This is a genomic window from Sphingobacterium sp. HJSM2_6 (assembly GCF_049316305.1).
Classification (GTDB): domain Bacteria; phylum Bacteroidota; class Bacteroidia; order Sphingobacteriales; family Sphingobacteriaceae; genus Sphingobacterium.
This window is the reverse complement of sequence record NZ_JBMOXB010000014.1, coordinates 22,842-49,153: the sequence shown is the minus strand read 5'-3', so window position 1 is coordinate 49,153 and position 26,312 is coordinate 22,842. Positions and strand designations below refer to the sequence as shown.

The 26,312-nt window shown below is 36.5% G+C and carries 18 protein-coding genes; 4 read left to right on the top strand and 14 right to left on the bottom strand.

Features of this window, described 5'->3' with window-relative positions:
• Positions 1-1,227 precede the first annotated feature (1,227 nt).
• Positions 1,228-1,608, bottom strand: a complete 381-nt coding sequence (locus ACFRAE_RS12840; protein ID WP_422797566.1) for a response regulator — start codon at positions 1,606-1,608, stop codon at positions 1,228-1,230.
• A gap of 766 nt (positions 1,609-2,374) precedes the next feature.
• The gene (mnmE, locus tag ACFRAE_RS12835) at positions 2,375-3,754 is read right to left on the bottom strand and encodes a tRNA uridine-5-carboxymethylaminomethyl(34) synthesis GTPase MnmE (RefSeq protein ID WP_422797565.1); all 1,380 of its coding nucleotides are present in this window, start codon (positions 3,752-3,754) and stop codon (positions 2,375-2,377) included.
• A 190-nt stretch (positions 3,755-3,944) separates the two neighbouring features.
• On the opposite strand from mnmE, the gene ACFRAE_RS12830 reads away from it, so the two are divergent.
• Both ACFRAE_RS12830 and ACFRAE_RS12825 read left to right on the top strand, forming a co-directional pair.
• A complete protein-coding gene (locus tag ACFRAE_RS12830; protein ID WP_422797564.1) occupies positions 3,945-4,466 on the top strand; it encodes a hypothetical protein in 522 nt (173 codons plus the stop codon).
• Between the two features lie 131 nt (positions 4,467-4,597).
• Positions 4,598-5,950 carry a Gfo/Idh/MocA family protein gene (locus ACFRAE_RS12825; RefSeq protein WP_422797563.1) on the top strand — a complete coding sequence of 451 codons (1,353 nt, stop codon included), beginning with the start codon at positions 4,598-4,600 and terminating at the stop codon, positions 5,948-5,950.
• Between the two features lie 107 nt (positions 5,951-6,057).
• On the opposite strand, the gene ACFRAE_RS12820 is transcribed toward ACFRAE_RS12825, so the two are convergent.
• Both ACFRAE_RS12820 and ACFRAE_RS12815 read right to left on the bottom strand, forming a co-directional pair.
• Positions 6,058-8,247: a glutamine synthetase III gene (locus tag ACFRAE_RS12820; protein ID WP_422797562.1), complete on the bottom strand. Its 2,190-nt coding sequence runs from the start codon at positions 8,245-8,247 to the stop codon at positions 6,058-6,060.
• 200 nt (positions 8,248-8,447) lie between these two features.
• On the bottom strand, positions 8,448-11,252 hold the full coding sequence (locus ACFRAE_RS12815) for a prolyl oligopeptidase family serine peptidase (protein ID WP_422797561.1): 2,805 nt from the start codon (positions 11,250-11,252) through the stop codon (positions 8,448-8,450).
• A 99-nt stretch (positions 11,253-11,351) separates the two neighbouring features.
• Here ACFRAE_RS12815 and ACFRAE_RS12810 point away from each other — a divergent pair, with 99 nt between their 5' ends.
• Positions 11,352-12,086 (top strand): SIMPL domain-containing protein, encoded by a 735-nt coding sequence (locus tag ACFRAE_RS12810; protein WP_422797560.1) that lies wholly within the window; start codon positions 11,352-11,354, stop codon positions 12,084-12,086.
• A 366-nt stretch (positions 12,087-12,452) separates the two neighbouring features.
• Here the strand turns inward: ACFRAE_RS12810 and ACFRAE_RS12805 are convergent, their stop codons facing one another.
• Genes ACFRAE_RS12805 through ACFRAE_RS12760 form a run of 10 tightly spaced genes read right to left on the bottom strand, consistent with a single transcriptional unit; the run spans position 12,453 to position 25,028 of the window.
• Entirely contained in the window at positions 12,453-12,884 is a 432-nt protein-coding gene (locus ACFRAE_RS12805; protein WP_422797559.1) for an acyl-CoA thioesterase, read from the bottom strand.
• A gap of 20 nt (positions 12,885-12,904) precedes the next feature.
• Positions 12,905-14,476 (bottom strand): phytoene desaturase family protein, encoded by a 1,572-nt coding sequence (locus ACFRAE_RS12800; RefSeq protein WP_422797558.1) that lies wholly within the window; start codon positions 14,474-14,476, stop codon positions 12,905-12,907.
• A 21-nt stretch (positions 14,477-14,497) separates the two neighbouring features.
• On the bottom strand, positions 14,498-16,087 hold the full coding sequence (locus ACFRAE_RS12795; RefSeq protein ID WP_422797557.1) for an indolepyruvate oxidoreductase subunit beta family protein: 1,590 nt from the start codon (positions 16,085-16,087) through the stop codon (positions 14,498-14,500).
• A complete protein-coding gene (locus ACFRAE_RS12790; RefSeq protein ID WP_422797556.1) occupies positions 16,084-18,243 on the bottom strand; it encodes a thiamine pyrophosphate-dependent enzyme in 2,160 nt (719 codons plus the stop codon). The genes ACFRAE_RS12795 and ACFRAE_RS12790 overlap by 4 nt, the downstream gene beginning before the upstream one ends.
• Positions 18,244-18,283: 40 nt before the next feature.
• A complete protein-coding gene (locus ACFRAE_RS12785) occupies positions 18,284-19,051 on the bottom strand; it encodes a cyclase family protein (RefSeq protein WP_422797555.1) in 768 nt (255 codons plus the stop codon).
• Between the two features lie 18 nt (positions 19,052-19,069).
• Positions 19,070-20,158, bottom strand: coding sequence for an LLM class flavin-dependent oxidoreductase (locus ACFRAE_RS12780; protein WP_422797554.1), 1,089 nt, complete (start codon positions 20,156-20,158; stop codon positions 19,070-19,072).
• A 26-nt stretch (positions 20,159-20,184) separates the two neighbouring features.
• Complete coding sequence (locus tag ACFRAE_RS12775; protein WP_422797553.1) at positions 20,185-22,485, bottom strand: FAD-dependent monooxygenase; 2,301 nt, start codon at positions 22,483-22,485, stop codon at positions 20,185-20,187.
• 16 nt (positions 22,486-22,501) lie between these two features.
• Positions 22,502-22,954 carry a flavin reductase family protein gene (locus ACFRAE_RS12770; RefSeq protein ID WP_422797552.1) on the bottom strand — a complete coding sequence of 151 codons (453 nt, stop codon included), beginning with the start codon at positions 22,952-22,954 and terminating at the stop codon, positions 22,502-22,504.
• Positions 22,955-22,969: 15 nt separating this feature from the next.
• The gene (locus ACFRAE_RS12765) at positions 22,970-24,214 is read right to left on the bottom strand and encodes a styrene monooxygenase/indole monooxygenase family protein (RefSeq protein ID WP_422797551.1); all 1,245 of its coding nucleotides are present in this window, start codon (positions 24,212-24,214) and stop codon (positions 22,970-22,972) included.
• Positions 24,215-24,245: 31 nt separating this feature from the next.
• A complete protein-coding gene (locus tag ACFRAE_RS12760) occupies positions 24,246-25,028 on the bottom strand; it encodes an SDR family oxidoreductase (protein WP_422797550.1) in 783 nt (260 codons plus the stop codon).
• Positions 25,029-25,256: 228 nt separating this feature from the next.
• Between ACFRAE_RS12760 and ACFRAE_RS12755 the strand changes: the two genes are divergently transcribed.
• A complete protein-coding gene (locus ACFRAE_RS12755) occupies positions 25,257-26,300 on the top strand; it encodes a carbon-nitrogen hydrolase family protein (RefSeq protein WP_422797549.1) in 1,044 nt (347 codons plus the stop codon).
• Positions 26,301-26,312 lie beyond the last annotated feature (12 nt).

Sequence of the window (26,312 nt, the reverse complement as noted above, 5' to 3'; positions counted from 1 at the left end):
AACTATCCTGCGCCATCATGCTTTGAAACAGTAATTTTATAATATTGGTTTAATATTTATTGAATGGAATTGTGTGAATTTCTATTTAACTGGTTGAATTATTGTTAAATAGCTGTTTTTATTGGTAATCGGTAGTCGAATACATAGTTGAAATCAGTATTTAATTTTTTTGTTTAAACATGGGTTTTTCTATGTGGTAACGTTAATTATTGTAACATGGGTTAGGTAGCTTATTCGAAATGTAAGATTGTGATCAAGTAATTAGCGATGTGTTTTTTATTATTGTTATCTTTCAGTTTTTAGGGTGTACTAATTTGGGATATGAAGAAGTCTAATGCAATAAACATCATACTCATTATTGTTTTATTAATGGTGATATTTATTTTGGGATTTAATGTTGGGAATTCGTTAATGAAACTGACTAAATAGAAAGAGTTATTTTTGGGTATATAATTGTAAATCGTTCATAAGATTTTAGGGTAGCTTAATTCTTAAGTTATTCGAGGTAAGTTTATGAAAAACAATTTTCTAGCCGTATAAAATGAAATACTTCATAGGGATAGGAAAATTCAACCTTATATTGAATATTATTGTTCATGTGTTGAGTATTTTTTTACAAACAATTTGTTTACAAATAATTTACTAGAGGCTTTGAATCACCTATAAAACATTGCCGTATTTATCTTATTTGAAATTTAAGGATTAGCAGTTTCTGGTCTTATTCAATTATGCTAAGAATCTTTTGATAGCTAATGGATTAATTTGAAAGCTGGATTGTTTAGTTGTTTGATTCATTGAATTATTTCGATGGATCTTAGAATACCAGCTGATTTTTAGAATTTGCTATTCAATTATAATGAGCGTGTATAAAGTTGTAAAAAAGTCTTTAAAGTAGGAGTGAGGTTATAGGTATTGGGAATTAATCTACTTATGAAACCTAAGGTTGATGATCTTCTTCTAAATGGTGTTTAGAATTCCGTTGGCAATTGGATCAGTTTTGTGTTTTATCTCATTTGTTCCTTTGGAATGAAAAATTAATGGGAGTTTATTATTTAAGTATGAATGTTTCGTTTAGCAATTTAAGATAGAGCTAACCTATAATTCAAATTAAACATGTACACTAAAACAAAAGCAGCCAGATCAAGATCATGGCTGCCTTTTTTATAATTTGTGATTCTAGGTAAATCGTACTTAATGTGTGTTCTAAGCTATGTTCATTTTATGAAACTAAGCTAAGACTAAACTCAAATGATGATTAACTCTTGTTACCAATTCATTGGGTGTAATTGGTTTTTTTAGAAAATCATTAGCACCTATTCGAAAACCATCGTGTATGGTGCTGTCATCTGCGAAATCAGAAACAATTATCACTTTTGCTTCTGCATTTAATGGACTCTGACGAATGCTATGCACTAGTTCAATGCCGCTAATTAAGGGTAACATAATATCTATGATAAAGAGGTCATACATCTCTGTGTTGATCAACTCTATAGCTCCTTTACCATTCATGTTTACTTTTACTTCAAATCCAGCACGCTCTAAAAAGCTACGCATCATCGTCAATAGAATTTTATTGTCTTCTACAATCAGAATTTTCCCTTTTTCCATCTGCTGTTTTTTAATTTATACTATAACAACAAGTGACTTGAGGTAAGTCAATTGTTCTTAATTGGTTTGTTAGTGTAGTACAAATAAAAGGAATGAAATTTATAAAAAAGCAGGAACATGGAAAGATTGAAATAATTGTAAGTGTTGGACTACAGCTAGATACGCTTCTGTCTTGGGTAATGTGCTAATGTTTTAACCCCGCTGTAAAAGTGATTGATTTTTTTTATACGCTTGCTTCTTGGATAAATCATGGGTAAATTGAGTTAACCATTTTGTTGTACCTGAAAAAAATAACCTTGATTATGAGTAGTTTAAAGACTTTTAAGGCTTATCCTTTGCTGACTACTAATTATTTAATTCTATGGTAGGTTCTTATATTTTCTTATTCCTGTAAAAAAAAACACAGAATCTATTCCAAAAATATCGATTACTAAGTATAGACTTTTGGGTTTTGATGATTTGTAAATCGAGACTTCTATACAAGATCTTAGCCCATCTAGTATTCAAAATATGGGTGTTTGCTGGAGTGAAAAGGGGATACCTACATTTAATGACAGTGTGCGATATTTTTCAAATACGGGTTTGAAAGATAGTGTGTGGAACATTGGTGAGCAATAAAAATATTCCTGAGCGCAATTGTACAAAGTCCTCATTTAAAAGAGCAACAAGTAATTTACAGTGAGCCAATTGAATTCGTTACGAAAGGAATGAATGTCCTTCATGAAAACGAGGTGATGCTTGATAATTTTGTTAAGGTAGTCAAGGTTTACTTCCCGATACAAAACTTACTAAAAATATTCTCCAATAGATCATCCGTTGTAACGCTACCTGTAATTTCGCCAAGGTGGTGTAGTGCCTGTCTAATATCCATGGCCAAAAAATCCGATGTCACTGGATTATCAATTCCATACAACACTTTTTCCAGGGCAAGATGAGTTAACTTCAATGCTTCCACATGACGAATATTCGTAACCATCACATCTTCGGAATTGAAATTTGCTAAATTCACCTGATTCAGCAATTCATCTTTTAATTCCTCAATTCCCGTTTGATTCTTAGCCGAGATATACAAAGGCTTTAACACTTCAAAGGTAGATTTCTGAGTAGGAGAGAGCAGATCCTCCTTATTAATAATTGTGATAAATGGGATATTCAAATCCTGAACCTCTTCAATTTGCGATTGAACCTCAGACAGCACATCCTGAGTAGGGTCAAACAAATAGATTATCAATCGTGCTAAGCGCATTTTTTCGCGCGTACGTTCCACGCCGATAGCTTCCACAACATCCGATGTTTCTCGAATACCTGCAGTATCAATAAACCGGAAAGTAACCCCATGAATATTAATTTCATCCTCGATAGTATCCCGTGTTGTACCAGCGATATCTGAAACGATGGCACGTTCCTCATTGAGTAATGCATTCAATAAAGTTGATTTCCCCACATTGGGCTTACCTGCAATCACTACAGGAACGCCATTTTTCAACACATTCCCTTGTTCAAAAGAAAGGATCAATTTCCGAATCACGGAATAAATCTTTTCGATTAATACTTTCAGCTGATCACGATTAGCAAATTCCACATCCTCTTCACCGAAATCCAGTTCCAATTCAATGAGCGAGGCAAAGTTTACCAAATCTTCACGAAGTTGTTTTAGCTGATTCGAAAAACCACCACGCATTTGTTGCATGGCGATCTGGTGCGAAGCAGCAGAATTAGAAGCAATCAAATCCGCTACAGCCTCCGCTTGCGAAAGGTCCAATCCGCCATTCAAAAATGCACGCAGTGTAAATTCACCCGCACGAGCTGCACGCGCCCCTTTGGCAATCAATAATTGGATAATACGCTCGATAATAAATTTGGAATTATGCGTCGAAATTTCGATCACATCCTCCTTCGTATACGAGTTCGGGCCTTTAAAAATACTCACCAGCACCTCATCAATAATCTGTTCAGCATCCCGAATCGTACCAAAATGAATAGTATGAGAAGCCTGTTTAGATAAATCTTTCCCTTTAAACAACTCATTTACCAATCGAATAGCTTCCAAACCTGATAATCGAATCACTGCGATAGCCCCGTTCACACCAGGAGAAGTTGCTAAAGCAATAATGGTATCTTGTGATATTAATCCCTCTTTTGACATGATGCAAAGGTACATAATAGAGTGACGATAAAAAACCTTTGTTTAGTTTAACCTAAACATCAGACACTATAATTACAAGTACTATTTATCAGTAGTTCTAGCTTATAATTTTCTCGAAAATTACCTTAAATGAGGTATTTTTCAAACAGGACTTTTATTCTACATTTATCGAGAATTTAAACCCAATACTATGAAGAAAAAGATATTTTGGTCCATGTTGTTGTTGGCATGTTTCAGTATGGCCTATGCCCAAAAAACCGACAAAGAAAAAGCTGACGCTTTGAAATTTAATGAATATATGGTGGAAGTGATAGATACGGTCTATCAATATGGCGTTGAATGGGGTAATAAAGCCGTAGAATACAAAGAAACCAAGACCTTCCATAAGCTATCCTTCATAAATAGAAAACTATTTGAATATCTTGAGCGCAAGCAATTGGAGGTGCTTAGGTATAAAAATGCCTCAGATTTAGATAAACTTAAAATAGCATTAATTGATTTTTTAACCATTGAAAAGTTAATTGTGCAGTCCTCCATGGTTCGGTTTGAGTACCTAGATAGCCAATCCAGTTTTGAAGAAATCAACAATGAATTTGAAAATTTAAAAGGCATTGCACAATTTGAGGAAGAATATATGGGCAAATTGAAGGCTTTACAAGAGGAAACTGCTAAAGCATATGGCTACGTGATAGCACCTAAGCGTTCAAATTAGTCGATCTTTTCCAATAAACGTATATGAAGCAGGTAATTTTATCAAATAATTGAAGGACGATGCATCGTATCTCTGTAGATTTCAGTATATTGTATTCATCTACAAATGACCATAAATAAACCTTTTTTAAGATGAGTAAAATCGAACTGAATCGAAGAACCTTTATTTTAAGTACAAGCACCTTAGTTTCCGCCTCCTTATTGCAAGGAAAAATACCCAACTCGAGTACTAATAATCCACGCAAAGTCGCACTTATCGGTGCTGGATGGTATGGAAAGAGCGATTTATTTCGGCTACTCCAAGTTGCTGATGTTGAAGTTGTTGCAGTTTGTGATGTAGATAAAAAACATTTGGAGGAAGCAGCACAACTGATCGCGCAGAAGCAGAAATCTAAGAATACCCCTAAAACCTATGAAGATTATCGCGATTTATTAAAAGCCCATAAACTGGATTTAGTTGTTATTGGTTCACCTGACCATTGGCATGCCTTGCAGGCTATAGCGGCAATGAAGGCTGGGGCGCATGTATATTTACAAAAACCCATATCACGAGATGTTTTAGAAGGGGAGGCCATCGTTGCAACTGCTCGAAAATTAAATAAAAAGGTACAGATAGGCACCCAACGCCGTAGTACACCACATATGATTGATGCAAAAGAAAACATCATCGAAAAAGGTCTTTTAGGTAAAATATCTCATGTAGACATGTGTTGTTATTACCATATGCGAGATAATGCCAAACGGGAAGTGCAAGAAGTACCCACGCATTTAAATTATGAGCTATGGACAGGTCCGGCGCCAATGCGTCCTTATGATGGATCTCCACATAGTCGTTGGAGGTCTTATATGGAGTATTGCAATGGCATTACTGGCGATATGTGTGTACACATGTTTGATACGGTTCGCTGGTTGTTGAAGTTAAAATGGCCAAAGCAAATCACTGCTAGTGGAGGTATTTATTTGCAAAAAGATAGTAAATCCAATATAGCGGATACCCAAACCGCAATCTTTGAATACGAGGATTTAAACTGTGTTTGGCAACATCGAACTTGGGGTACCTTTGCCGACCCAGATTACCCTTGGGCATTCATCATTTATGGGGAAAAAGGAACCCTTAAAGGATCAACCATGAAATACGAGTTTATACCTGTCGGAAAAGGAGAACGCATTATTAAAGACGTAGTCTATGAACGCGAAGCCTACCCGGAAGATGAAAAAGAACCACGTATAGAAATGAATGCTGCTCCAGCTACTCGCCGTCAAATGCAAAACTTACTTTCGGCAATTGATAATAACCATTTACCAGTAGCGGATGTTGAAGAAGGGCACATTTCTAGTTCCAGTTGTATCTTGGCAAATATTTCCATGGAATTAAAACGACCTGTTCAGTATGATCCCAAAACGAAAACATGCTTGAACGATCCTGAGGCTACTAAAATGTTGAAAAGATCCTATCGCGGGAATTGGAAACATCCAGCAGGGTAAATTATAGCCTTAGATTATAAGAATTAAGCCAATTAAAATTATAGCAACAAAAAAAGTCCAGCCTACAGGCTGGACTTTTATATGATGTGTTATTGTTTAGTATTCGATTAGTTTATGAATAATAACTCACGTAATTTAGGTAAAGGCCATTTCGCATCGTCAACGATTTTCTCTAATTTATTAACGTGGTAACGGATTTCATCAAAGAACGGTTTCACGATCTCATCATAAGCGATGGCTCTTTCACGAATTTCTTCAATGGTATTTGCTTTCTTACGTGCTTGACGCATTTCTTCTGTCAATTCTAAGATGGTATTTACATGTTTTGAAATACGCTCTAAGTAGTTTAATTGCGAGCTATAAGCCTCTTTACTCAAGCCTAGTTCTTTCAATCCCTTAACGTTTTCAATCAATTCATTTTGATAAATTAAACATGCAGGAGCGATTTGGCTAGTCACGGTATCACCTATAACACGTGCTTCGATTTGTAGCTTTTTATAGAAGTTCTCTAACAAAATTTCATGACGCGCTTCCGATTCACGTTTGTTATAGATTCCTAATCCTTCGAATAATGCTAATGATTCTGGAGTTACATAAATATCTAATGCTTTTGGAGTCGATTTGATATTCGATAAACCACGCGCCTCAGCTTCTTTTTCCCATTCTTCGCTATAACCATTTCCTTCAAAACGAATTGCTTTAGAATCTTTAATGTATTTACGAACAACATTTAAGATTGCTAAATCTTTTTTCGTTCCTTTTTTGATTTGCTTATCAACTTCTGTTTTAAATTCAATCAATTGCGCAGCAACAATGGTATTTAAAACCGTCATAGGTAAAGCAGAGTTTGCTGAAGAACCTACTGCACGGAATTCAAATTTGTTTCCTGTAAAAGCAAATGGTGATGTTCTGTTTCTATCGGTATTATCCAATTTCAAATCTGGGATTTTAGGAATACCATGCCATAAGTTGGCGTCTGCTTTTACTTTCTTCGCTACACGAGCAGATTCTACCTCTTCCAATAGCTCATCCAATTGAGAACCTAAGAAGATAGAAATAATTGCTGGAGGTGCTTCATTCGCACCTAAACGGTGGTCATTCGAGTGAGAAGCAATGGATGCACGTAATAAATCCGCATGCTCATAAACCGCTTTGATCGTATTTACGAAAAACGTTAAGAACATTAAATTATTTTTAGGTGTTTTACCCGGAGATAACAAGTTCACACCTGTATTGGTAATTAATGACCAGTTATTGTGTTTTCCTGAACCATTTACACCACTGTATGGTTTTTCGTGTAATAATACTTTGAAATTATGACGAATAGCCACTAAATCCATTAAATTCATCAACAATTGGTTGTGATCGATTGCCAAGTTGATTTCCTCATACATTGGAGCACATTCGAATTGAGAAGGCGCTACCTCATTGTGACGAGTTTTTAACGGTATACCTAATTTTATAGCTTCATTTTCTAAGTCTACCATATACGCTAAAACACGCTCTGGAATTGCTCCGAAGTAATGATCTTCCAATTGTTGCCCTTTTGCAGACATATGTCCAAATAAGGTACGACCTGTCAATTGTAAGTCCGGACGTGCATGATATAAGGCAAGGTCTACTAAGAAATACTCTTGTTCAATACCTAATGAAGCATTGACTTTCGTTACTTGTTTATCAAAATATTGTGCAACATCGGTAGATGCTTTATCTATTGCAGCGATTGCTTTTAACAAAGGCGCTTTATAATCTAAAGATTCACCAGTGTAAGAAACAAATACGGTAGGGATACATAAGGTTTTGCCAGCCCCAGTTTCGAAGATAAATGCTGGGGAAGATGGATCCCATGCGGTATATCCACGCGCTTCAAAAGTATTACGAATTCCTCCATTTGGAAAAGAAGAAGCATCAGGCTCTTGTTGAACTAATGCATCTGCTGTAAATTTTTCAATAGCTGAACCATCTGAATCTGGTTCAAAGAAAGCATCATGTTTCTCTGCAGTAGATCCTGTTAATGGTTGAAACCAGTGAGTATAGTGTGAAGCACCATTTTCCAATGCCCATGCTTTCATTGCTTGTGCAATATATTCAGCCATATCTCTGCTGATTTGCGTTCCTTCTTCGATCGCCGTATTTAAATCTTTAAAGGCAGGCTTTGGAAGGTAATCCCTCATTTTGGATACTGTGAAAACATTTTTTCCATAAGCATGGATAGCACGTTCACTGCTTACTTCTGTAATAGCATTGAACTGATGTTTTGAAGCTGCTTCAACTGCGGCGAATCTGCTGTTTGACATGGTCTAATTCTAATTTTATAAGTTGTATATTGATTTTGGATGATTTCAATCTTAAAACATTTCAAAAATATGGGAAATTCTTAAATTTTTAATATTTTTTTGAAAAAAAAGTGAAAAAAAATGCTTTTTCTCGAAAAACACCATAAAAAAAGCAGGTGATTTATTAAAATCACCTGCTTTTTTGGAAAAACTTATAAAGTTTACTTAGTATCGAGTCCCCAATCGATTCCTTTTTCCGTTGCCTTAACGCCCTTACTAATCCAGGTAGGAGCAGGGGCACCTTTTAAGAAATGATCGAAAAACTGTGCTTCACGGATTTGGATATCTTTACGATTTTGACGTTGCATTAAATTGTGATCATCCCCATTATAGTTTAATAACCAAACAGGTTTATTTAATCGACGTAAAGCCGTGTAAAATTCAATTCCTTGGTACCATGGCACTGCACCATCTTGATCGTTGTGCATAATTGCTACGGGCGTATTTACCTTATCCATAAAAAATAATGGTGAATTTTCGATATAAAGGTCTAATGCTTCCCATAGTGGTTTGCCTATTCGGCTTTGGGTGTTTTCATATTGAAATTGACGTGACATCCCTGTTCCCCAACGAATACCACCATAGGCCGAAGTCATATTCACAACTGGAGCTCCTGACCAAGCTGCTGCATACATATTGGTTCTAGTGATTAGATGAGCCACCTGGTATCCTCCCCAGCTTTGTCCTTGAATACCCATTTTAGATGCGTCCACAAACGTATGGGTTTTTGCTAAATACTCCATTCCGGAATTAATAAATTCTTCCGCTGATTTTCCTGGATAACCCTTTTCATATCGGATGTCGGGTGCTAGAACCAAATAGCCATTGCTCACAAAGTAACTGATGTTTAATCGAGAAGCTGTAGGAGCAGGGGCTTGATAAGTATGTAGACCATTGCTTAGAATTTCATAGAAATATGCGATGATTGGGTATTTCTTATTTGGATCAAAATCTTCTGGTTTATATAGAATACCTTCCGCAGCATAACCTTTTGGCGTAGTCCATTTTACCAATTCTGCCGTTCCCCAATTGTAATTTGCTTGTTGAGGATTGATGTCTGTCAATCGATTTTCCGTTTTAAAGTTTTTTATTACATATAAATCAGGATAAGCTTGATAATTTTCTTTGGTATAGATGATGTGTTTTATTTGATCATCTGCTTGAAGCGATTTATAGGTATATGGACCAGACCACAAGTCTTGTATCTCTTTTTTCGTTAATTGATAATAACCATTGTGTTTATTGGTATGGTTAAAGCCACTTAAATAAATAGGTTTACGATCATCAATATACGTTACGCGCAACCTTGGGTTGTCGGATCGTTCTACCGATTGGTACCGATACGTAATTTGATTTGCACGTCCTTTACCTTGAGTAATGGATTGTTTTTGTTTTCCGTCTAAACTGATTTTCCAAATATCGTATCGGTCATTTAGGTAAACTGCTTGACCATCTTTAGACCAACCTGCTAAGCCATAGGAATTCGCTGCTGCTGGCACATCGTTTTCTTCATCGACAAAACTTACAGAAAGACCTTCATTTAGTAAGGTTGTTTTCTCTGTTTTTATGGAATAGCTATACCAATTGCTATTTTCACGATTAAAATAAACGACCTGATCGCCTTCTGGTGCCAACGTGCTAAATCCGGAAATGCCTTTTGCTACCAATTTCGTTTGTCCTGTGATCGTTGAAATCAAGTAAATATCTGATTTTGATGATCCTTCCCATTGCGTAGCGATACGGTAGGCTTGGTCTGAGGTTGCAAGAGCCCATTCTTTATCTCCATCGCCGGTCATCGAAATACGATTATAGGTATCATCAGATAATGGCTTTACCGTACGGCGATTATTCAATTGGATCATGGCGGTAAAATTCCTAGCCTGATCTCTTTTTACATTTACTAATTGCATGGGTTGGATATACTCATCTTGCCAATGCCAAATATCTACCTTAGCCGTTTCAAAATCCACTAGGGTAGTATCTTTCACCTTTGGAATCGGTGCTAATCCAAAAAATAGGCGTTCTCCAGATTGACTGAAACTAACATTTCCATCGCCTGATACAAACCAATTTTTAGGGATACCTGCCGTATTTTTATCCGCAAGAATTATTGCACTATCCTGTGTTGCTGTATAATAATATAAATTGAATTCTTTTAATAAAGATTTTTCGGGAGTTTTATCGGCCAGAAAAGTCAATTGTTTTACCTCGTCATCAAAAGTAAATCCTTTGTATGTACCCTTACCCTGACTGATCTTTTTAGTTTGTTTTTTCGCTAAATCATAGAGATATACACCTGCTTCATTTAGCGAATCTTTTTCAGCCCCTTTTTTGGTATACACTAAATACGCTTCATTGTCACTCCATTGGTAGTTTTCGGCCTTCCAAATTTGAGTGGTATCGCCTGTGTTTAGGTCTAATACATGTAGGACAGGACTCGTCTTCGGTTTTTTATTGGATTCTTTTTTACTGGCTGTATCAGCTACGGATTTCGTAGTGACTTCGTTCACTTCCGAAATAAATGCCACATAATTTTTAGAATTTCTAGCCAGTTGAAATGATTTTAATAATGGAAATTTTAAGCTGCTTTTTTTTACAATGTCAAATACCAGCAAAGAATCTTTGGGCAGTTCATCGGCTTTTTTCTTTTTAATTTTTGCTTGCCTAGTTTCTTGGAATGCTGGTTTAATACTACTCACTAAAAACTTTTCATTTTTTGTAAGAACAAGTTCAGTAGATCGCGGTATTTCTACAATTTTAGTGTTCTGCTGATCCTTTAGTACCGAAAGCGCATCACCTTCTTGAGGAGAAATGGTATAATAAATTAAATTCCCTGACCTACTAATTTCGGATCGGCTAATCGATTTCCAGGCATCATAAACGCTATGATCTACTGGTTTTTTTTGTGCATGTACGTCAGATAACATTGCAAGGAGTGGAATTGCAACTAAGCGAAAGCATTTCATAAATATGTGTTTTGGAATCCAAGTATAGCTAAAAATTTAGTAACTTGGGTTAGCATATTGATAACATTTTTAATATAAATTTTAGCAAACTATCACTATATGAAGAATAATTCCGTCATTATCAGCATCATTTCAGCGCTGGCAGTCATTATTTTTGCATGGATTTTTTCCAATGCTTATCAGTATAAATACAAAAATTCCAATACAATAAACGTTACAGGAAATGCAAAAACAGATTTTGAGTCCGATATTGTCAAGTGGTCTGCCTCTTACAGTCGTAAATCCATGAACTTAAGTGAGGCTTCCGAACAATTGAAGAATGATCGCGATCTGGTACGTGATTTCTTAGTTCGTAAAGGCATTAAAGAGAGTGAAATTCTGTTCAATGCCGTAAACATCAATCGGGAGTTTAGCTATTTTACGGATCAAAATGGTAATTCACACAATACCTTCAATGGTTATAGTCTTTCCCAGAATGTGAGTATAGAATCTAAAGAATTGGATAAGGTGGATAATGCTTCCCGAGAGATATCTACCTTAATTTCTCAGGGCATTGAATTAAGCTCAAATACTCCTAATTATTATTATTCTGGTTTGGAGGATCTTAAATTAAAGCTAATATCTCAAGCCTCTCAAAACGCAAAATCCAGAGCCGATAATATTGCCAAAGAAGCAGGTTCTTCTTTAGGCGAATTAGTCAAAGCAGATTTAGGGATTTTTCAGATTACGGGACAAAATGACAATGAAGAATATTCTTATGGTGGCGCCTACAATACGACTTCCAGAAGTAAAACAGCCAATATAACGGTAAAAGTTTCTTACCGAAGTAATTAAAACAGGCTAATAATTTAACTAGCTTGGGGCAATATCTGTTATAGCGGATATTGCCCCAATTTTTTTATAATCAAATCGAAATAGTCCCAAAAGAGCAGTTTATCATATTTTTTAGGTTATTTTGCGTTGCAGAGGCTTCTTCAGCTACTTGCCTTGCAACTGAATTTTGCCTCAACACAGTATAAGTACCTGCTTAAGCGTCCATCCTGGTCTCAGCTATATCCTGCTATAAAGATGATATACGAATTATCAAGATACAGATAAACCATATCAGTGATTTATTCCCTAAAAAAACCATTTATTCGAACTACTATTTCTTGAATTCTTATATACCAACTAAGCTAATCAGCAATAGCTAAGTATGGATTAATTTACCTTGCTTTCGTTACTCAAATACCTTTCAGCATTCTCTTTTACCTTGTTAGGCCATGGCTGTGATTTTAATAAATTATCTAACAATTCCACATGCACTAAGGTACATTCGCCTTGAAGTACAATCCTATCTTCAAAAGCAAATTTAAATTGATATGTGAGCGAAGAATTTCCTAATCTGGTTACATATAATGATTTTTCGAATACATCACCTAACCTGGCAGGGGATACAAACGCTATTTTTAGATCTGCTGTTGGAATTCCTTCGGCTAGATGTAACTTTTTAAAAGGAAAGTTTAATTCTTCTTCAAACCAATCTTCTACAAGCTCATTAAGCATTTCTAAAAAACGAGGATAGAATACTATTCCGGCAGCATCACAATGCTGAAATTTTACTTTCTGAGGTTTTGAAAATGTAAGACCCATAACGATTTCACTAATTTTGTTTATTTTATTTTTTGGGAGACTAAATATCCAGATCCTCCACTAAGTCCTGGCCCTGGATGTGTAGATGCACCGATATGAAAAAGATTCTTAATAGGTGTCTCATGGTTTTTAACGGATGACATTGGTCTCCATAGTAGATACTGATCCAAATTACATTGCCCAGCGTATGGATCACCATGTACAAGATTTATGTTTGCTTCCGCTAAATCTTTTGGAGACATGACTTTTTTATATATTATGGCATCCATAATATTAGGAATAACAGCCGCTATGCGTTCAATTATTTTATGAGCATAAGATTCTTTTAGTTCTTCTGTCCAATCTCCCTGACAGAGATGATCCAATTCAGTTGAAGCATCAGCAATTGGGTAATTCGGACATTCTGGTAATTGAATCCATAGTACGGATTTTCCCGCCTTGGCTCTGGTTGGGTCAACTGCTGAGGGTTGAGCGATACATATAGTTCCCTTTGTAGGCAATGCCTGTCTTGAAGCTTCATTTACAGCTTGTGAAACAGCATCTATACCATCAGTAAGATGCACATATGTGACATCTTTTAAGGCTGGTTGAACCCATTGTGGCGCTTCTTTAAGAATTAAATGTATCTGCATATTTCCTTTACCATACTTATATTGTGCTGCTTGGCTTTTTACTTTTGTAGAAATACGATCATTATCTTTTAATAAATTCCCATACAATTGCGTAGGTGTAACATTTGCTACGATATGTTTTGCTAAATGAATTTCTTGATTTTCTAAAACGATCCCCTCAGCATATCCCTTAGAATCACTAAGAATCTTAGTGACATGAGCATTCGTATAGCAATTCCCTCCATTTTTCGCTATAATAGATTTGAAAGCATCAACTATTTTATAGCTCCCACCTTTTACAAGAGGTAATCCCACCATTTCAATGCTCATTGCAGTAATCTTAGCCATAGTAGCTGAAAGTGGGCTTTCAGGAGATAGACCAGCATGCAATACCCATGGAGCCAAATTGGCCAATAACTCTTTAGATGAAAAATGATTGGGTAAATCATCCTTTACACTTTTTAAAAAGGCTTGTGCATGTAATGAGGCATTTGCAATGCCATTTTTCCAAGTGTATTTCGCAAGAAAGCTTCCCATGTTAAAGGTCATTATCTCCGAACCTAAGATCTTGAATAGCAGTTCAGAATGTTGCATTACCCAATTCATCTGCTCGTCAAATCTATCTCCTTCACCAGGTTTTAATTGGTTGAAAGCTTCAATATTTGCTTTTCTATCCGTTCTTAATATGGTCCAACTTAAATCAGAAGTCAACACAGCTGTAGGAACTGCATTTGAAATAAATTGCACGCCTTCATTTGCTAAATCATCTTTCAAAATGGGGTAGGCTGCCGATGTTACAAATAGGGGATAGGCTGTAGAAAAAGTATCAATGACACAATCTTCAATAAATTCACTTTGTATACAACCTCCTAAGTGATTTGATCGTTCAAATACGGATACTTTCTTACCTTTCTTGGCTAATAATGCTGCACAAACTAAACTATTAATTCCACTTCCGATGATAATAACATCCTGACTCATATAGGTTCAATAATTTGGTTTTTATTTTAAATAAGTAGTCGACTGAGTCTCTAATGCTGCTTCTACAAGGGCAATTTGACTTTGTAATTGTTCAGATTCATGATGTTTTAATCCAAAATCTATTAAATTCGAGACCTGCACATCTATTTCGGAAACTAACTTATGTTTAATAGCAAATTCATTTATGAGTTTGAATTTTGAATGACCACGAGCATAAGTATCTCCATATCCCTTTTTCAATCTATAGGTTCTAGCTAATTGAACGGCTAGTTCATAATTCGTTGAAACGACCGCTAAGATTCTAGTTATCCACCCATCTATATTCTCCATTTCTTCTGCATGTCGCAAGGTTTTCTTTCTATAACCTTTCAACCCACCTAAGCTGTAAAGAACAAAAAACCAAAATACATTATGCGTATTCATCCTTCGGTCTTTATCCAAGTATTTTGTGAAAAAACGTTGTGCTGAAGCACTTTTTTCCAATTTCTTCCCAAGTTTAACAGGCATAAATCCATAGACTTCTTCAAATCTAGGATGAAAGTAATCGACAGTTTTTACGATTTCTCCTTTCTTAGCTCCAACTTGCTCATATACCGTATCCCATCGCTCGCCTCTAGTCTTTACATCTGCTACATGGACTAAATCATCATAAGCCATCGCTAATGCTAAATATCGAGCAACAGCTTGAGTAAGCTGATTGTGCTTATTGGGAAATACAACATCTACTTGCTGGATTGCTTTTACTTGATTTAAATACGCTTTGGCCCATGCGACATTCGCCCATTCGATAAGGTGCTTTATGCCTGCATATAAGACAGCATGTGTGTTTTCTGGAAAATTGGTTTTAATATCTATCAGTAGATCATTAAATTTTTTCGACTTTGTTTGTGCTGGCATCTTTTCAAATGATGCAGGCTTTAAATCTGGAATATAAGGTGATGCTTCCTTAGCAGATTGACTTAAGCCTACTATTCCAAATGCGGCTTTAAAAGCGGCCAAACTGGTCGGAACAGAAACTCCTCCTTCTTTAATTGTTTCCTCAAATTGGTCTACCCGAAAAGGTAAAGCATCGGATGCTGCCAAAGCCCCGAATAATGTTGCAGAAATAACGCTCTTATTATGATCTGCCAACTCTTTTAGATTAGCATAAACACTGGTTTTGGCATATTTACGTGCTAACTCAAAAATAGAGGTACCATCCAAGATACCATCTCCTGGTTTTTCCTTTTCTTGTATTGCTAGATTTCTATGAGTAGAAAATATTAAGGTTGTTTTTTTACTTACAAATCCTCTTTGTATTGCACGTCCTGCTTCAATAAGTTCAGTAGCCATGACAATATCCACATCCTCTGGAGCTGGCATTTGTGCTAATACTGGAGAAATTCTTTTACCGTCTTTAATTGGGATAGCATGCTCTGGAAATAGTTCAAGATAATAAACCGTTGATCCAGTTCGTTGGGCTACACCTGCAATAGTAGTCGATTGAGCCCAATAACCATTTCTTGAAGCCAATTGTACAATCCATTGAGTTAATACGCCACCGCCATCACCTCCAACAGCAATCAAAGCAACTTTTATAGGTTGAATTACGTTTACTCGTTCTTCCATCATATGGTCAATTGTTTTGAAGCTCTTCGTTTCTGTAAAAAGTTGATTATTCCATGTTGAAATTTGTGAATTAACTGCTCCATTACTCCAGCATTACGGATGACTTTTGCACTATAAAAGGCAGGGCATAGTGCTGCAGCTTCTGCGACTTCACCACAATTTCCACAAGCGACACAAGATTGTTCGATATGCGCCACAGGATCTTCCCGCAACGGATTATCAGAATATTTTAAACTTAATGAAGGACAACCCGATAAACGCATACATGCATGATCTCCAGTGCAAACTTTTTCATCTACCCCAAATTTTTCACTCTCAACGCGTTTTCCTTGCTCTACTCTTTTCTTAAATACTCTTTTCTTTCTACGTTCTTTATTGAGACTACATTCTGATTGCGCAATTATAACTTTTGGACCCTTCTCTTTTGTTGTTAATGCTTGAGTGAGCTCTTTGGTCATTTTCTCTACATCATAGGTCCAGTCTATTATTTTTACATATTTTACACCCACACCTTTTACTGCACTTTCGATAGGATTATTTGTTGATCTCAAGAAATTAAATGCTCTAGAGGATGGAATATCTTGTCCTCCTGTAGCAGCGGCATAATAATTATCGATAATAATAATGACACCATCGAATTTATTGTATACGGCATTTCCAATACCTGAGGTTAACCCATTATGCCAAAACCCACCATCTCCCATAATAGCAATTGGTCTTTTTTGTCCGGCTTGTGTAGGGCTGTTAAAAAGATTAAATGCTGCAGCTGATGAAGCCCCTAATCCATAACCCATGGTGGTCGATCCGATATTAAATGGCGGTAAAATAGAAAACAAATGACAACCTATATCGCCTGCAACATGATGCTGTCCTAGTCGTTCTTGGACGATTTTTAATGCCGCAAATATTGGCCTTTCTGGGCATCCTGTACAAAAACCTGCTGGTCTTACTGGAACTTGTTCTAACAGCTTAATATTATCCTCTTCAGTGATGTTTTTAGTGAATATCTCTTTTTGTTGATTACTTAGATCCTCACCTATATCTTCCATATATTTTATAAGCCCTTCTTTTACGATCCCAATAGTATAATCACCGACTTCTGGTAATACATTTTTACCATATAATTTTGTGTCTATATTATTTTTATGAAGTAAATAGCCAATATTTTGTTCAATGTAGTTCGGTTGAGCTTCCTCAATCATTAAAACCGACTTTTTATCCTTACAAAATGCTAAAACTTCATCAGGGATTACAGGATAAGCAACATTCATCACATAAATAGGAATTTTAACATTCCCTAAATTATCAGATAATCCTAAGGCTACTAAAGCTCTATTTAGGTTATTGAAAAGACCTCCTTGAACAATAATTCCAATATCATTTCTTTCAGCCGTAAGAAATTCATTGATGCTATGGTCTTTTATAAATTGGATAGCCTGAGGAAGTCTAGTCTCGATTTTCTCTTTTTCGTGTAAAAAAGTTGCAGGCGGTAATACGATTCTACTTAAATCTCGTTTTGGATCATTTAGACAATCTGAAATCTTAACTTTTGGTTTCTGATTGTCCTTGGCGATAAATTGTCCGTGCAAATGACAACTGCGTACTCTCAATTGTAAGATGACTGGACTATTACTTGCCTCCGATAGTTCAAAGCCTAACTCGACAGATTTTACGATACTTTCCAAATTGGGTCTGGGATCTAAAAGCCATATTTGCGATTTCATAGCGAAGGCATGTGTTCTTTCTTGCATTATGGAAGATCCTTCTCCATAGTCCTCACCAACAATAACTAATGTGCCTCCTGTGACTCCTCCTGATGCTAAATTGGATAATGCGTCTGAAGCTACATTTGTGCCAACTGTTGATTTCCAGGTCACTGCTCCTCGTACAGGATAATATACCGATGCGGACAACATTGCTGCTGCTGCTGCCTCTGATGCTGAATTTTCAAAATAAACTCCCAACTCTTCGAGTAATGGTTCAGCATCTGCAAATACATCCATCAAATGCGAAATAGGCGAGCCCTGATAGCCTCCCACATAGCCAACGCCACATTGTAGTAAAGCTTTAGTAACGGCTAGTATTCCTTCGCCGTGGAAGACTTCTCCTGCTCCTTTACGTAGGATTTCGACTTCTTTCTTAAATGATTTTTCAGCCATGATTTTCTCTTTACAATTTTGAATATTTGAAGCCTATAATTTAACCTGGCATAATGGCAAATACCCGTAAAGGGCTGCCTGAGCCATTTTCAATTTTTAGTGGGGCAGCAATTATTACAGCTCCTCTGGTCGGTAATTGATCTAAGTTTTTTAAACATTGTAAACCATATTTTCCTGCCCCATGCATCAAGGTATGACAGGGTAAGGGCATTTCCCAGGTAAATGATGTTCCGGCATCTGTATTTAAAGTTTCCACCGCAAAACCTAATACATCTTTACTGATTAAATATTCCACCGCTTCCTTACTGGGACCTGGGGTATGGTTTAAGCCATCTTCTCCAAGATTTAGAAATTCGGAACCTAAAGGTCTTTTATGCCAATCTGTGCGAAATAAAACCCATGCTTTTGCTTGCAAACTTCCATGCACTGCTTCCCATTTTTGTATAAATTCTGGAGTGAGTATAAAATCTGGGTTTTCTGCGACTTCTTTGGATGCATCTATGACTTGTCCTGCTGCAATAAAATGTTCTGTAGGAATGGTGTCTACTGTATTATTTTGTAAATCTTTTCCCGTAATCCAATGAATAGGTGCATCAAAATGCGTCCCAAAATGTTCGCCTAAGGAGATGTTATTCCAATACCATCCTGGACCTAATTCATTGTAATGGGAGATTTCAGTTTTTTTAAAGTTTCCAACTTGTCCAAATTCTGGAGGAAGTGGTAATCCAGGAAAGGATTCGTTTAAGGTATGAGTTAAATCTACAAAACGAACGGTTCCGAATGTTAGCATATCCTGTAAAGTTTGCATAAGTATATATTTAATGTTTTAACGAATTCCACGTTCAACTAAAATTGGCAATACATGATCCCGGAAATAGGGGAACTCTGCTTCGTAATTGAAGAAAGACAAGGTTGTCCCTTTGAATCCAGCCACATGTAATGCGGTTAGGCCATCAGCAACTTGCTGCGGTGTACCTATTAAAGGAAAACCACCATGGCCTAATGCCATGCCTTCTCGAATAGTATTTAATAAATCATGCGGAAAGCTATGAGCATGTGCAAATTGTAAATTGATTAGGTTGTCTGTTGCTTCCCAATCCGCATTGTCCAACATGCGCTGTCTTTCTGCTTGAGCCTCTTCCGCTGTAGGACGGCATATTACATGAGAGAATGTCAATACATTAACCGCTCGATTCTGTTCAATGCCCTTTTGTTTTAATTCCAATATTTCTGTCTTAGAACGATTTAGATCAATCGCTGGAGTAAACAAGAAATCTGCATTTTTGATCGCAAAATCACGCCCTTGTCCGGAACCTGCCGCATTAAAAATAGGGGGTAAGCTTTTAGGTTTTGGATTTCCATAGCTTCTTGTGGTATGAAAATATTGCCCATCAAAATTAAATGGAGTTTCCTCTTTCCATAATCGTTTTATGAAATCATACCATTCTTGGGCATATCCATACCTAGTTTCGTGATCTTTTGGTAAGGGAATTCCTAGTGCATCATACTCTGGTTTATTCCAACCTGCGACAATATTTAAACCTATTCGATCAGCACTAATCTGCGCAATGGTTGCTAATTGTTTTGCGACAACAACTGGATGATTTGCAACCGTATGTAGCGTTGCGAAGATGGTGATCTGTTTTGTTTTTGCCAATAGTGCTGTGGCCCATGTTATGGTTTCCATCACTTCACCGTGGAAATCTGTTTCACCGCCATAGCCCACCCATCTTGCAATGGGAAGCATGAAGTCTATGCCTGCATCATCTAACAATAAGGCAAGGTTTAAATTGTTTTCCCAATTGGCTACCCAACGCTCTGGTAGTTTAGAAACGGTCATGCCACCTCCACAATTGCTAGAAAATGTACCTAACAAGAATTTGTCTTTTTTTAGAAAATGATGTTTTAGATTCATTACAATTCGTTTTTTAGTTGGACTTATTACTTATGACTCTGTGGTTTTAAAGCAATCTTCATTTTTTCAAATTCATTCCTTGTCCATGCTTGGTTTTTATATAATTGTGCTATACCTACTTGATAAGGTCCGGGAACTTGGCCATTTAATTGTTCCTTTTCGTAAGCGGCGCTTTGTAAAACGAAACTGGGATTGACTAGCAGCGCTTTCCCTAAAGCAATCAAGTCTGCCCGATTTGCCAATAGCGTGGTGTTAATTTGATCTATGGTTGTGAATTGCCCCATAGCCATTACCGGAATTGAAGCATCATGCTTTATGGCATCTGCTAGCGGTACTTGCCACATCGGACCTTCTTTACTTTCTTGATCGACTACGGTACCGCCAGAGCTTACAGAAATCAGGTCCACGCCAGCTTCTTTGAATTTTTTTGCTATTTCAATAGCCTCTTCTATGGTATTTCCTCCTTCTTTCCAATCTTCCGCAGATATTTTTATGGAAATAGGCTTTCTAGAATCTACAACAGATCGTATTCCTTTAAATACCTGCAAAGGGAATTTCATTCTATTTACTAAACTGCCGCCAAAATCATCTTGTCTTTTATTGCTTAATGGTGAAAGAAAACTTGCAAGTAACATTCCATGACATGCACTTAGCTCAATCATATCAAACCCTGCTTTATCGGCTCTTGTTGCTGCTATGGAAAATTGTTCCACTAAGACCTCCATTTCCTTTTTACCTATGGCATGAGGAATATGGTAACCTGCAGCAAAGGGCATAACATCTGCTGAAATTAATGGCCAAGAATCTTCTTCTAATACGGCAAAACTTCCTTGCCATTTTCGCTCTAAGGACCCTTTTCTGCCTGAATGTCCAATTTGTATGCTTATTTTGCTTTCAGAATTCTCATGTACGAAATCAACGATCCTTTTCCAAGACTCAGCTTGTTCATCGGTATAGATTCCGGCACATTTAGGCGTTATTCTTCCTCGTTCTTCAATAGCACACATTTCCGTCATGATTAACCCAACTCCGGCAGTTGCTCTTGCGCCATAATGCATTAAATGCCAATCGTTAACTAATCCATTATCCGCAGAATACTGTCCCATTGCACTCATAACGATACGATTGTGAAGACGCATTTCCCTTAATTTAAATGGAGTAAAGGCTGGGGATTTTTCGGAAGGATTATTATTTCTTTGATTGAAAGCTTTTAATACTTTTTCCGTAAAGCTTTTATCTCTTAACGCTTGATTTTCATAGGTTACCTTTCTTGATCTTGACATGACATCGAAGGCAAAAGTCATAAAATCCTCTTGCTTGATATGTCTATCCATAGCTTCAAACCAAGCCATGGAAATATTTGCTGCATTTTGAATAGATTCTACTCGAGGTCTAAATGTTTCCTCATAATGGGAGAATATCTTTTTTACATCACCCTCATGTTGAATGACCGAAGAGGCAAGGGCAATAGCCTCTTCCATAGCTAATTTGGTTCCTGAACCTATAGAAAAATGAGCAGATGCTACAGCATCACCTAATAAAATAACATTGTCTTTATACCATTTTTTATTGGTAACCAAAGGGAAATTTCGCCAATGTGATTTATTAGTTAATAGGGGATGACCAGCTAATTCTTTCTCAAAAATATGCTCTAATTTCTTCTTCGTCCCTTGTTCATCATCTACAACAAAGCCTGCTTTTTGAAAGGCCTCTTCTGTGGTTTCTATTACCCATGTGCTTTTTCCTTCCTCATACTGATAAGAATGTGCTACAAAAGGACCATAGGCCGTGTTTTTAAAGAAATAGGTAAAGGCATCCAATGGTTTTGTAGAGCCCATCCATACAAATCGATTCTTTTTCGTTATTAGCGTAGTTTCAAAATCATCCTGCATCTTAGCTCGAATCAAACTATTGATTCCATCTGCAGCAATAATAAGATCACTATCATGAAGACTGGATAAATCTTCTATTCGGTGTTGGGAATGAATATTTACCTTTTCTTCTAAACATCGTTTAGCTAATAGTTCTAGTAAGGTTTTCCTAGAACAACCACAAAATCCATTCCCTGTAATTCGTACTGTTTCTTCATCCCTAGCGATATCCAGATTGTCCCAGTAAGCAAATTTACTACGGATAAGCTCATAAGATTGTGCATCTTTGGTTAAGAATTCACTCAACGTTTCATCCGAAAAAACTACCCCGAATCCAAAGGAATCCGTAATATTATTTTGTTCGTAAATGTTTATCTCCACTTGTGGCAATGCCTTTTTTACTAATATTGAAAAGTACATTCCCGCTGGCCCTCCACCTATGACGGATATCTTCATCTTATTTTGATATTGATTATGCTAGTTTTAAATAAGATCCTTTATAGTACATTAATGGATCTTGTTCATTACACTCGAAATGATTTACCTTACCTATAAATAATGTATGATCACCTTCCACATGCTGCGAAATGATCGCTGTTTCGAAATAGGCTACAGCATCTGGTATTACTTTAGCACCATGGAAATCTTTGAATTCGACAACCAGATCCTCTTGCGTAGAACCTGAAAAATGTCTACTCCATTTCTCTTGATGATGTGCTAAAATGCTGATAGCATATCGGTTACTTCCCTGAAGAAGTGCATGCATTTTTTTATTATTATCGATTGAAATCAATATTAAATTGGGATCTAATGATACCGACATAAAACCGTTTGCTGTCATTCCATGGACCACTCCTTGATGTTCGGTAGTAATCACTACGATTCCGGTTGCAAACTTTCCACAGGCATTTCTAAACTCTTTCATAAGCAGCATTTTTATTTAGTTCATTACTTGAGGCATATGGGATGCGATAACTACCTCAGTCTGTTCAGCATCAAACCACCATGGTGTAAATTTGGAAGGATCACTAAAATTATTTGCAATTAAATCTGCTAAGGATTGTGATAGCGAAGCTGCACCTAATAAATTTAAGATATGTGCAGGGGGAGGAGTCAACATGGAATTTGTCCAATTGGTGACTGTTTTCGCATAATCAAAATATTTTTCAAAGGTTGCATTCATCCATTCTTCGGTATATGCTTGATCTCCTCTAGCGATAATTTCGTCCAAATAAACTTTACTACATTTCGATGCATTATTAGAACCTTGACCTGTTATGGGGTCATTGACCACAACAACATCGGCAATTCCAAATACTTTTTTCCCATTTGGAAGGGTAGCTACTGGTTTACGTACAGTTGGCGGGAATTTTCCGGCGAGTATACCATTGTCATCAGTTAGCCTTACATTTCTACAACGATCATATTCCCATGGTAGAAATGTTTTTAATATCCATAAGCTTTTTTCTAAATGTTCTTCTGGCGTTTTTACCTCTCCCCAACAATCCATAGGACCACCCGGAATTCCTTCAAAAACCATAATTTCACAATCGCCATTTATAGTTTCTGATGGGAAAACAAAGTATTCTCCAACACCAGGAATTAGGTTAAAGGAAACTTTTGAAAAAGGGGTATTGGGTTCCATTCCCTTTATATAAGTCAATGCTAATGCGCGTTGTGGAGCATCAAAAGGACTTCTACTTGCGTCTCGTTCAAAAATGCGGACAATTTCGCCTTTACCCGCTGCAACAAGCACTAAATCAAATGCTGTAGACATTTTCTCCATGTCTGCTATACCCACATCTTCAAGAATAAATTGACCACCTAGTTTTACCAATTCATCAATCAGTCTAGGCATTTTTATTCTTTGATCCACCGCTTGTGCATGATGACTTAATCTTCCTGCCCAAGTAAATAATTTTTCTCCGGGTTTTTCTGGATTCGGTACAGTTACTCCCAAGCCTTCCACTGGTGGGCAAGTCTCATCCCAATAGTTTATACCTAAATCTCGTTCATTTTGGAGTGCCATATCAAACATACATTGGCTAGACATCACTTTACCCGTTTTTATTTGATCTGCAGTACGGTTACTAAATACGGTAACATCATAGCCTCCATTTTTTAAAAGCCCGATTGCAGTTTGTAATCCTGCTTGGCCAGCTCCTACGATTGCAATTCTTCTCATATTATTTTTTTTTGTTTATAATTTGGTCTCTTTATTTAGCAAGCTTGGGAAATAAGGGCTCATGTTGCTCTGGCCCGAGTGCACTATATCCACCATCTACCACAGTTTCACTACCCGTCATGTAGGAGGCTTCGTCAGAAGCAACAAATGCGACTACATTGGCAACTTCTGCTGGATCTGCTACGCGTTCCATTAAATTAAATGGGCTTGTTACTTTATTGGCATGATTGCGATCATTTTTAGTTAGCCCTTCAAATGGTAAAGACCATATATGACCTAATCGAATCATATTAACTCTGATTTTATCCGCAGCATATTCCAATGCTTGTGTTTTCGTTAAATGTAATAACGCAGCTTTGGATACTGGATAAGACCAACGTTGAATATGTGGAAATACGCCTGAAATAGAACCTATATTAATTATATTTCCGCCACTTTCTTTTAAATAAGGTCTTAGCATTTCCCCAAAAATGGCGGCAGATACTACATTTACATTTAAAGTATTTAGCCAGGTTTCTCTCGTAGTAGCTGCGCCATCATCCGCATATGCCGCAGCATTACTAACGAGAACATTTACCCTTCCATGTTTATTAATCGTAAAATCTAATAATTTCGCTAATTCTAAATCCTTAGTGATATCGGTTTTAATAAAATCAAATTGATCTTCATAAATCGCTTTTAAGTCTTTTTCAGATCCCAAGGATAAGGATCCAACTACAACATGTGCTCCCTGTTGTATAAACTTTTCTGCGATTGCTAAGCCTATTGTAGCTGCTCCTGTTATAAGACAAACTTTTTGTTCGAAGTTTCCCATAATAATCTTGTTTATATGAGGAAGAAATTTTGGATTTCCTCCTATGGTTGTTAAAACAAATATAATTATAATTTTATTAATGCAAAATTTAATTCATAAATATTGAATTTTATCACTGTTTAATGTTAAAAAATATAATTATATACTTTTGTATTTTGTATTATTGAATTTAATTATGTAGTTTTGAAATAACATTCAATATAAACTTAAGATACTTTAGACGATACTATGAAATTTCCAAAGTTCAAAGCGGCTGCCGTTCAAACTTCACCAGTATACTTTAATGTAGATGCTACGGTGGCTAAAGTTTGTTCCTTAATTAAAGAAGCAGCAGATCATGGTGCAAAGCTTATCGCATTTCCAGAAGTATTTATTTCCGCATATCCTTATTGGAATTGGATCATGAGCCCAGTGGAAGGAAGTAAATGGTTCAAAAAACTTTACTTAAATTCCATCACTACAGACGGTCCAGAAATCGATAAAATTGCCCAAACAGCTAAAGATTATGATATCAATGTTGTAATTGGGTTAAATGAACGTGTAAAAGAAAAAATAGGTACACTATATAATACCATAATTACCATAAACAATGAAGGTACTATACTAGGTAAGCATCGTAAGCTGGTGCCTACTTGGGCAGAAAAACTTACTTGGAGTGGGGGGGATGGATCTTCGTTAAAAGTTCATGAAACAAATATTGGCCCGCTGGGAGCATTAGCATGTGGTGAAAACACCAATACATTGGCGAGATTTGCTCTTCTTGCTCAGGGCGAACTTGTCCATATTGCCAATTATATTGCTTTACCAGTTGCGCCAACGGATTATAATATGGCTGAAGCAATTAAGATCCGTGCTGCAGCTCATTCATTTGAAGGAAAAGTCTATACCATTACTTCCTGCTCTACTATATCGGAAGAGATTATTCAGCTTTTTGAAGCGGAAATTCCTAATGCAAGAGAACTGCTCACTAGAAAAAACAGCTCTTATTCGGGCTTTATTGATCCTAATGGGCAACAAATTGGGGAATCCATTATTGATGAAGAGGGTATTGTATATGCAGAAATTGATTTGGAAAAATGCATTCAACCAAAACAGATGCATGATTTACTCGGACATTATAATCGCTTCGACATCTTCAACTTAAAGGTGAATACTTCCAGTCAAAATGCTATCAATTTTGCAGAGAATAAAGAACCTTATAAGCAACAGGAAGAAGAACAGGCCTTTAAACAATGGCTAGAAAACAATAATATAAACTCCTATAATTCATAAATTTTTAATTAA

Coding starts and splice junctions, on each gene's coding strand:
- ACFRAE_RS12840 (WP_422797566.1), bottom strand. CDS start 1,608: ATGGAAAAAGGGAAAATTCTGATTGTAGAAGACAATAAAATTCTATTG.
- mnmE (WP_422797565.1), bottom strand. CDS start 3,754: ATGTCAAAAGAGGGATTAATATCACAAGATACCATTATTGCTTTAGCA.
- ACFRAE_RS12830 (WP_422797564.1), top strand. CDS start 3,945: ATGAAGAAAAAGATATTTTGGTCCATGTTGTTGTTGGCATGTTTCAGT.
- ACFRAE_RS12825 (WP_422797563.1), top strand. CDS start 4,598: ATGAGTAAAATCGAACTGAATCGAAGAACCTTTATTTTAAGTACAAGC.
- ACFRAE_RS12820 (WP_422797562.1), bottom strand. CDS start 8,247: ATGTCAAACAGCAGATTCGCCGCAGTTGAAGCAGCTTCAAAACATCAG.
- ACFRAE_RS12815 (WP_422797561.1), bottom strand. CDS start 11,252: ATGAAATGCTTTCGCTTAGTTGCAATTCCACTCCTTGCAATGTTATCT.
- ACFRAE_RS12810 (WP_422797560.1), top strand. CDS start 11,352: ATGAAGAATAATTCCGTCATTATCAGCATCATTTCAGCGCTGGCAGTC.
- ACFRAE_RS12805 (WP_422797559.1), bottom strand. CDS start 12,884: ATGGGTCTTACATTTTCAAAACCTCAGAAAGTAAAATTTCAGCATTGT.
- ACFRAE_RS12800 (WP_422797558.1), bottom strand. CDS start 14,476: ATGAGTCAGGATGTTATTATCATCGGAAGTGGAATTAATAGTTTAGTT.
- ACFRAE_RS12795 (WP_422797557.1), bottom strand. CDS start 16,087: ATGATGGAAGAACGAGTAAACGTAATTCAACCTATAAAAGTTGCTTTG.
- ACFRAE_RS12790 (WP_422797556.1), bottom strand. CDS start 18,243: ATGGCTGAAAAATCATTTAAGAAAGAAGTCGAAATCCTACGTAAAGGA.
- ACFRAE_RS12785 (WP_422797555.1), bottom strand. CDS start 19,051: ATGCAAACTTTACAGGATATGCTAACATTCGGAACCGTTCGTTTTGTA.
- ACFRAE_RS12780 (WP_422797554.1), bottom strand. CDS start 20,158: ATGAATCTAAAACATCATTTTCTAAAAAAAGACAAATTCTTGTTAGGT.
- ACFRAE_RS12775 (WP_422797553.1), bottom strand. CDS start 22,485: ATGAAGATATCCGTCATAGGTGGAGGGCCAGCGGGAATGTACTTTTCA.
- ACFRAE_RS12770 (WP_422797552.1), bottom strand. CDS start 22,954: ATGAAAGAGTTTAGAAATGCCTGTGGAAAGTTTGCAACCGGAATCGTA.
- ACFRAE_RS12765 (WP_422797551.1), bottom strand. CDS start 24,214: ATGAGAAGAATTGCAATCGTAGGAGCTGGCCAAGCAGGATTACAAACT.
- ACFRAE_RS12760 (WP_422797550.1), bottom strand. CDS start 25,028: ATGGGAAACTTCGAACAAAAAGTTTGTCTTATAACAGGAGCAGCTACA.
- ACFRAE_RS12755 (WP_422797549.1), top strand. CDS start 25,257: ATGAAATTTCCAAAGTTCAAAGCGGCTGCCGTTCAAACTTCACCAGTA.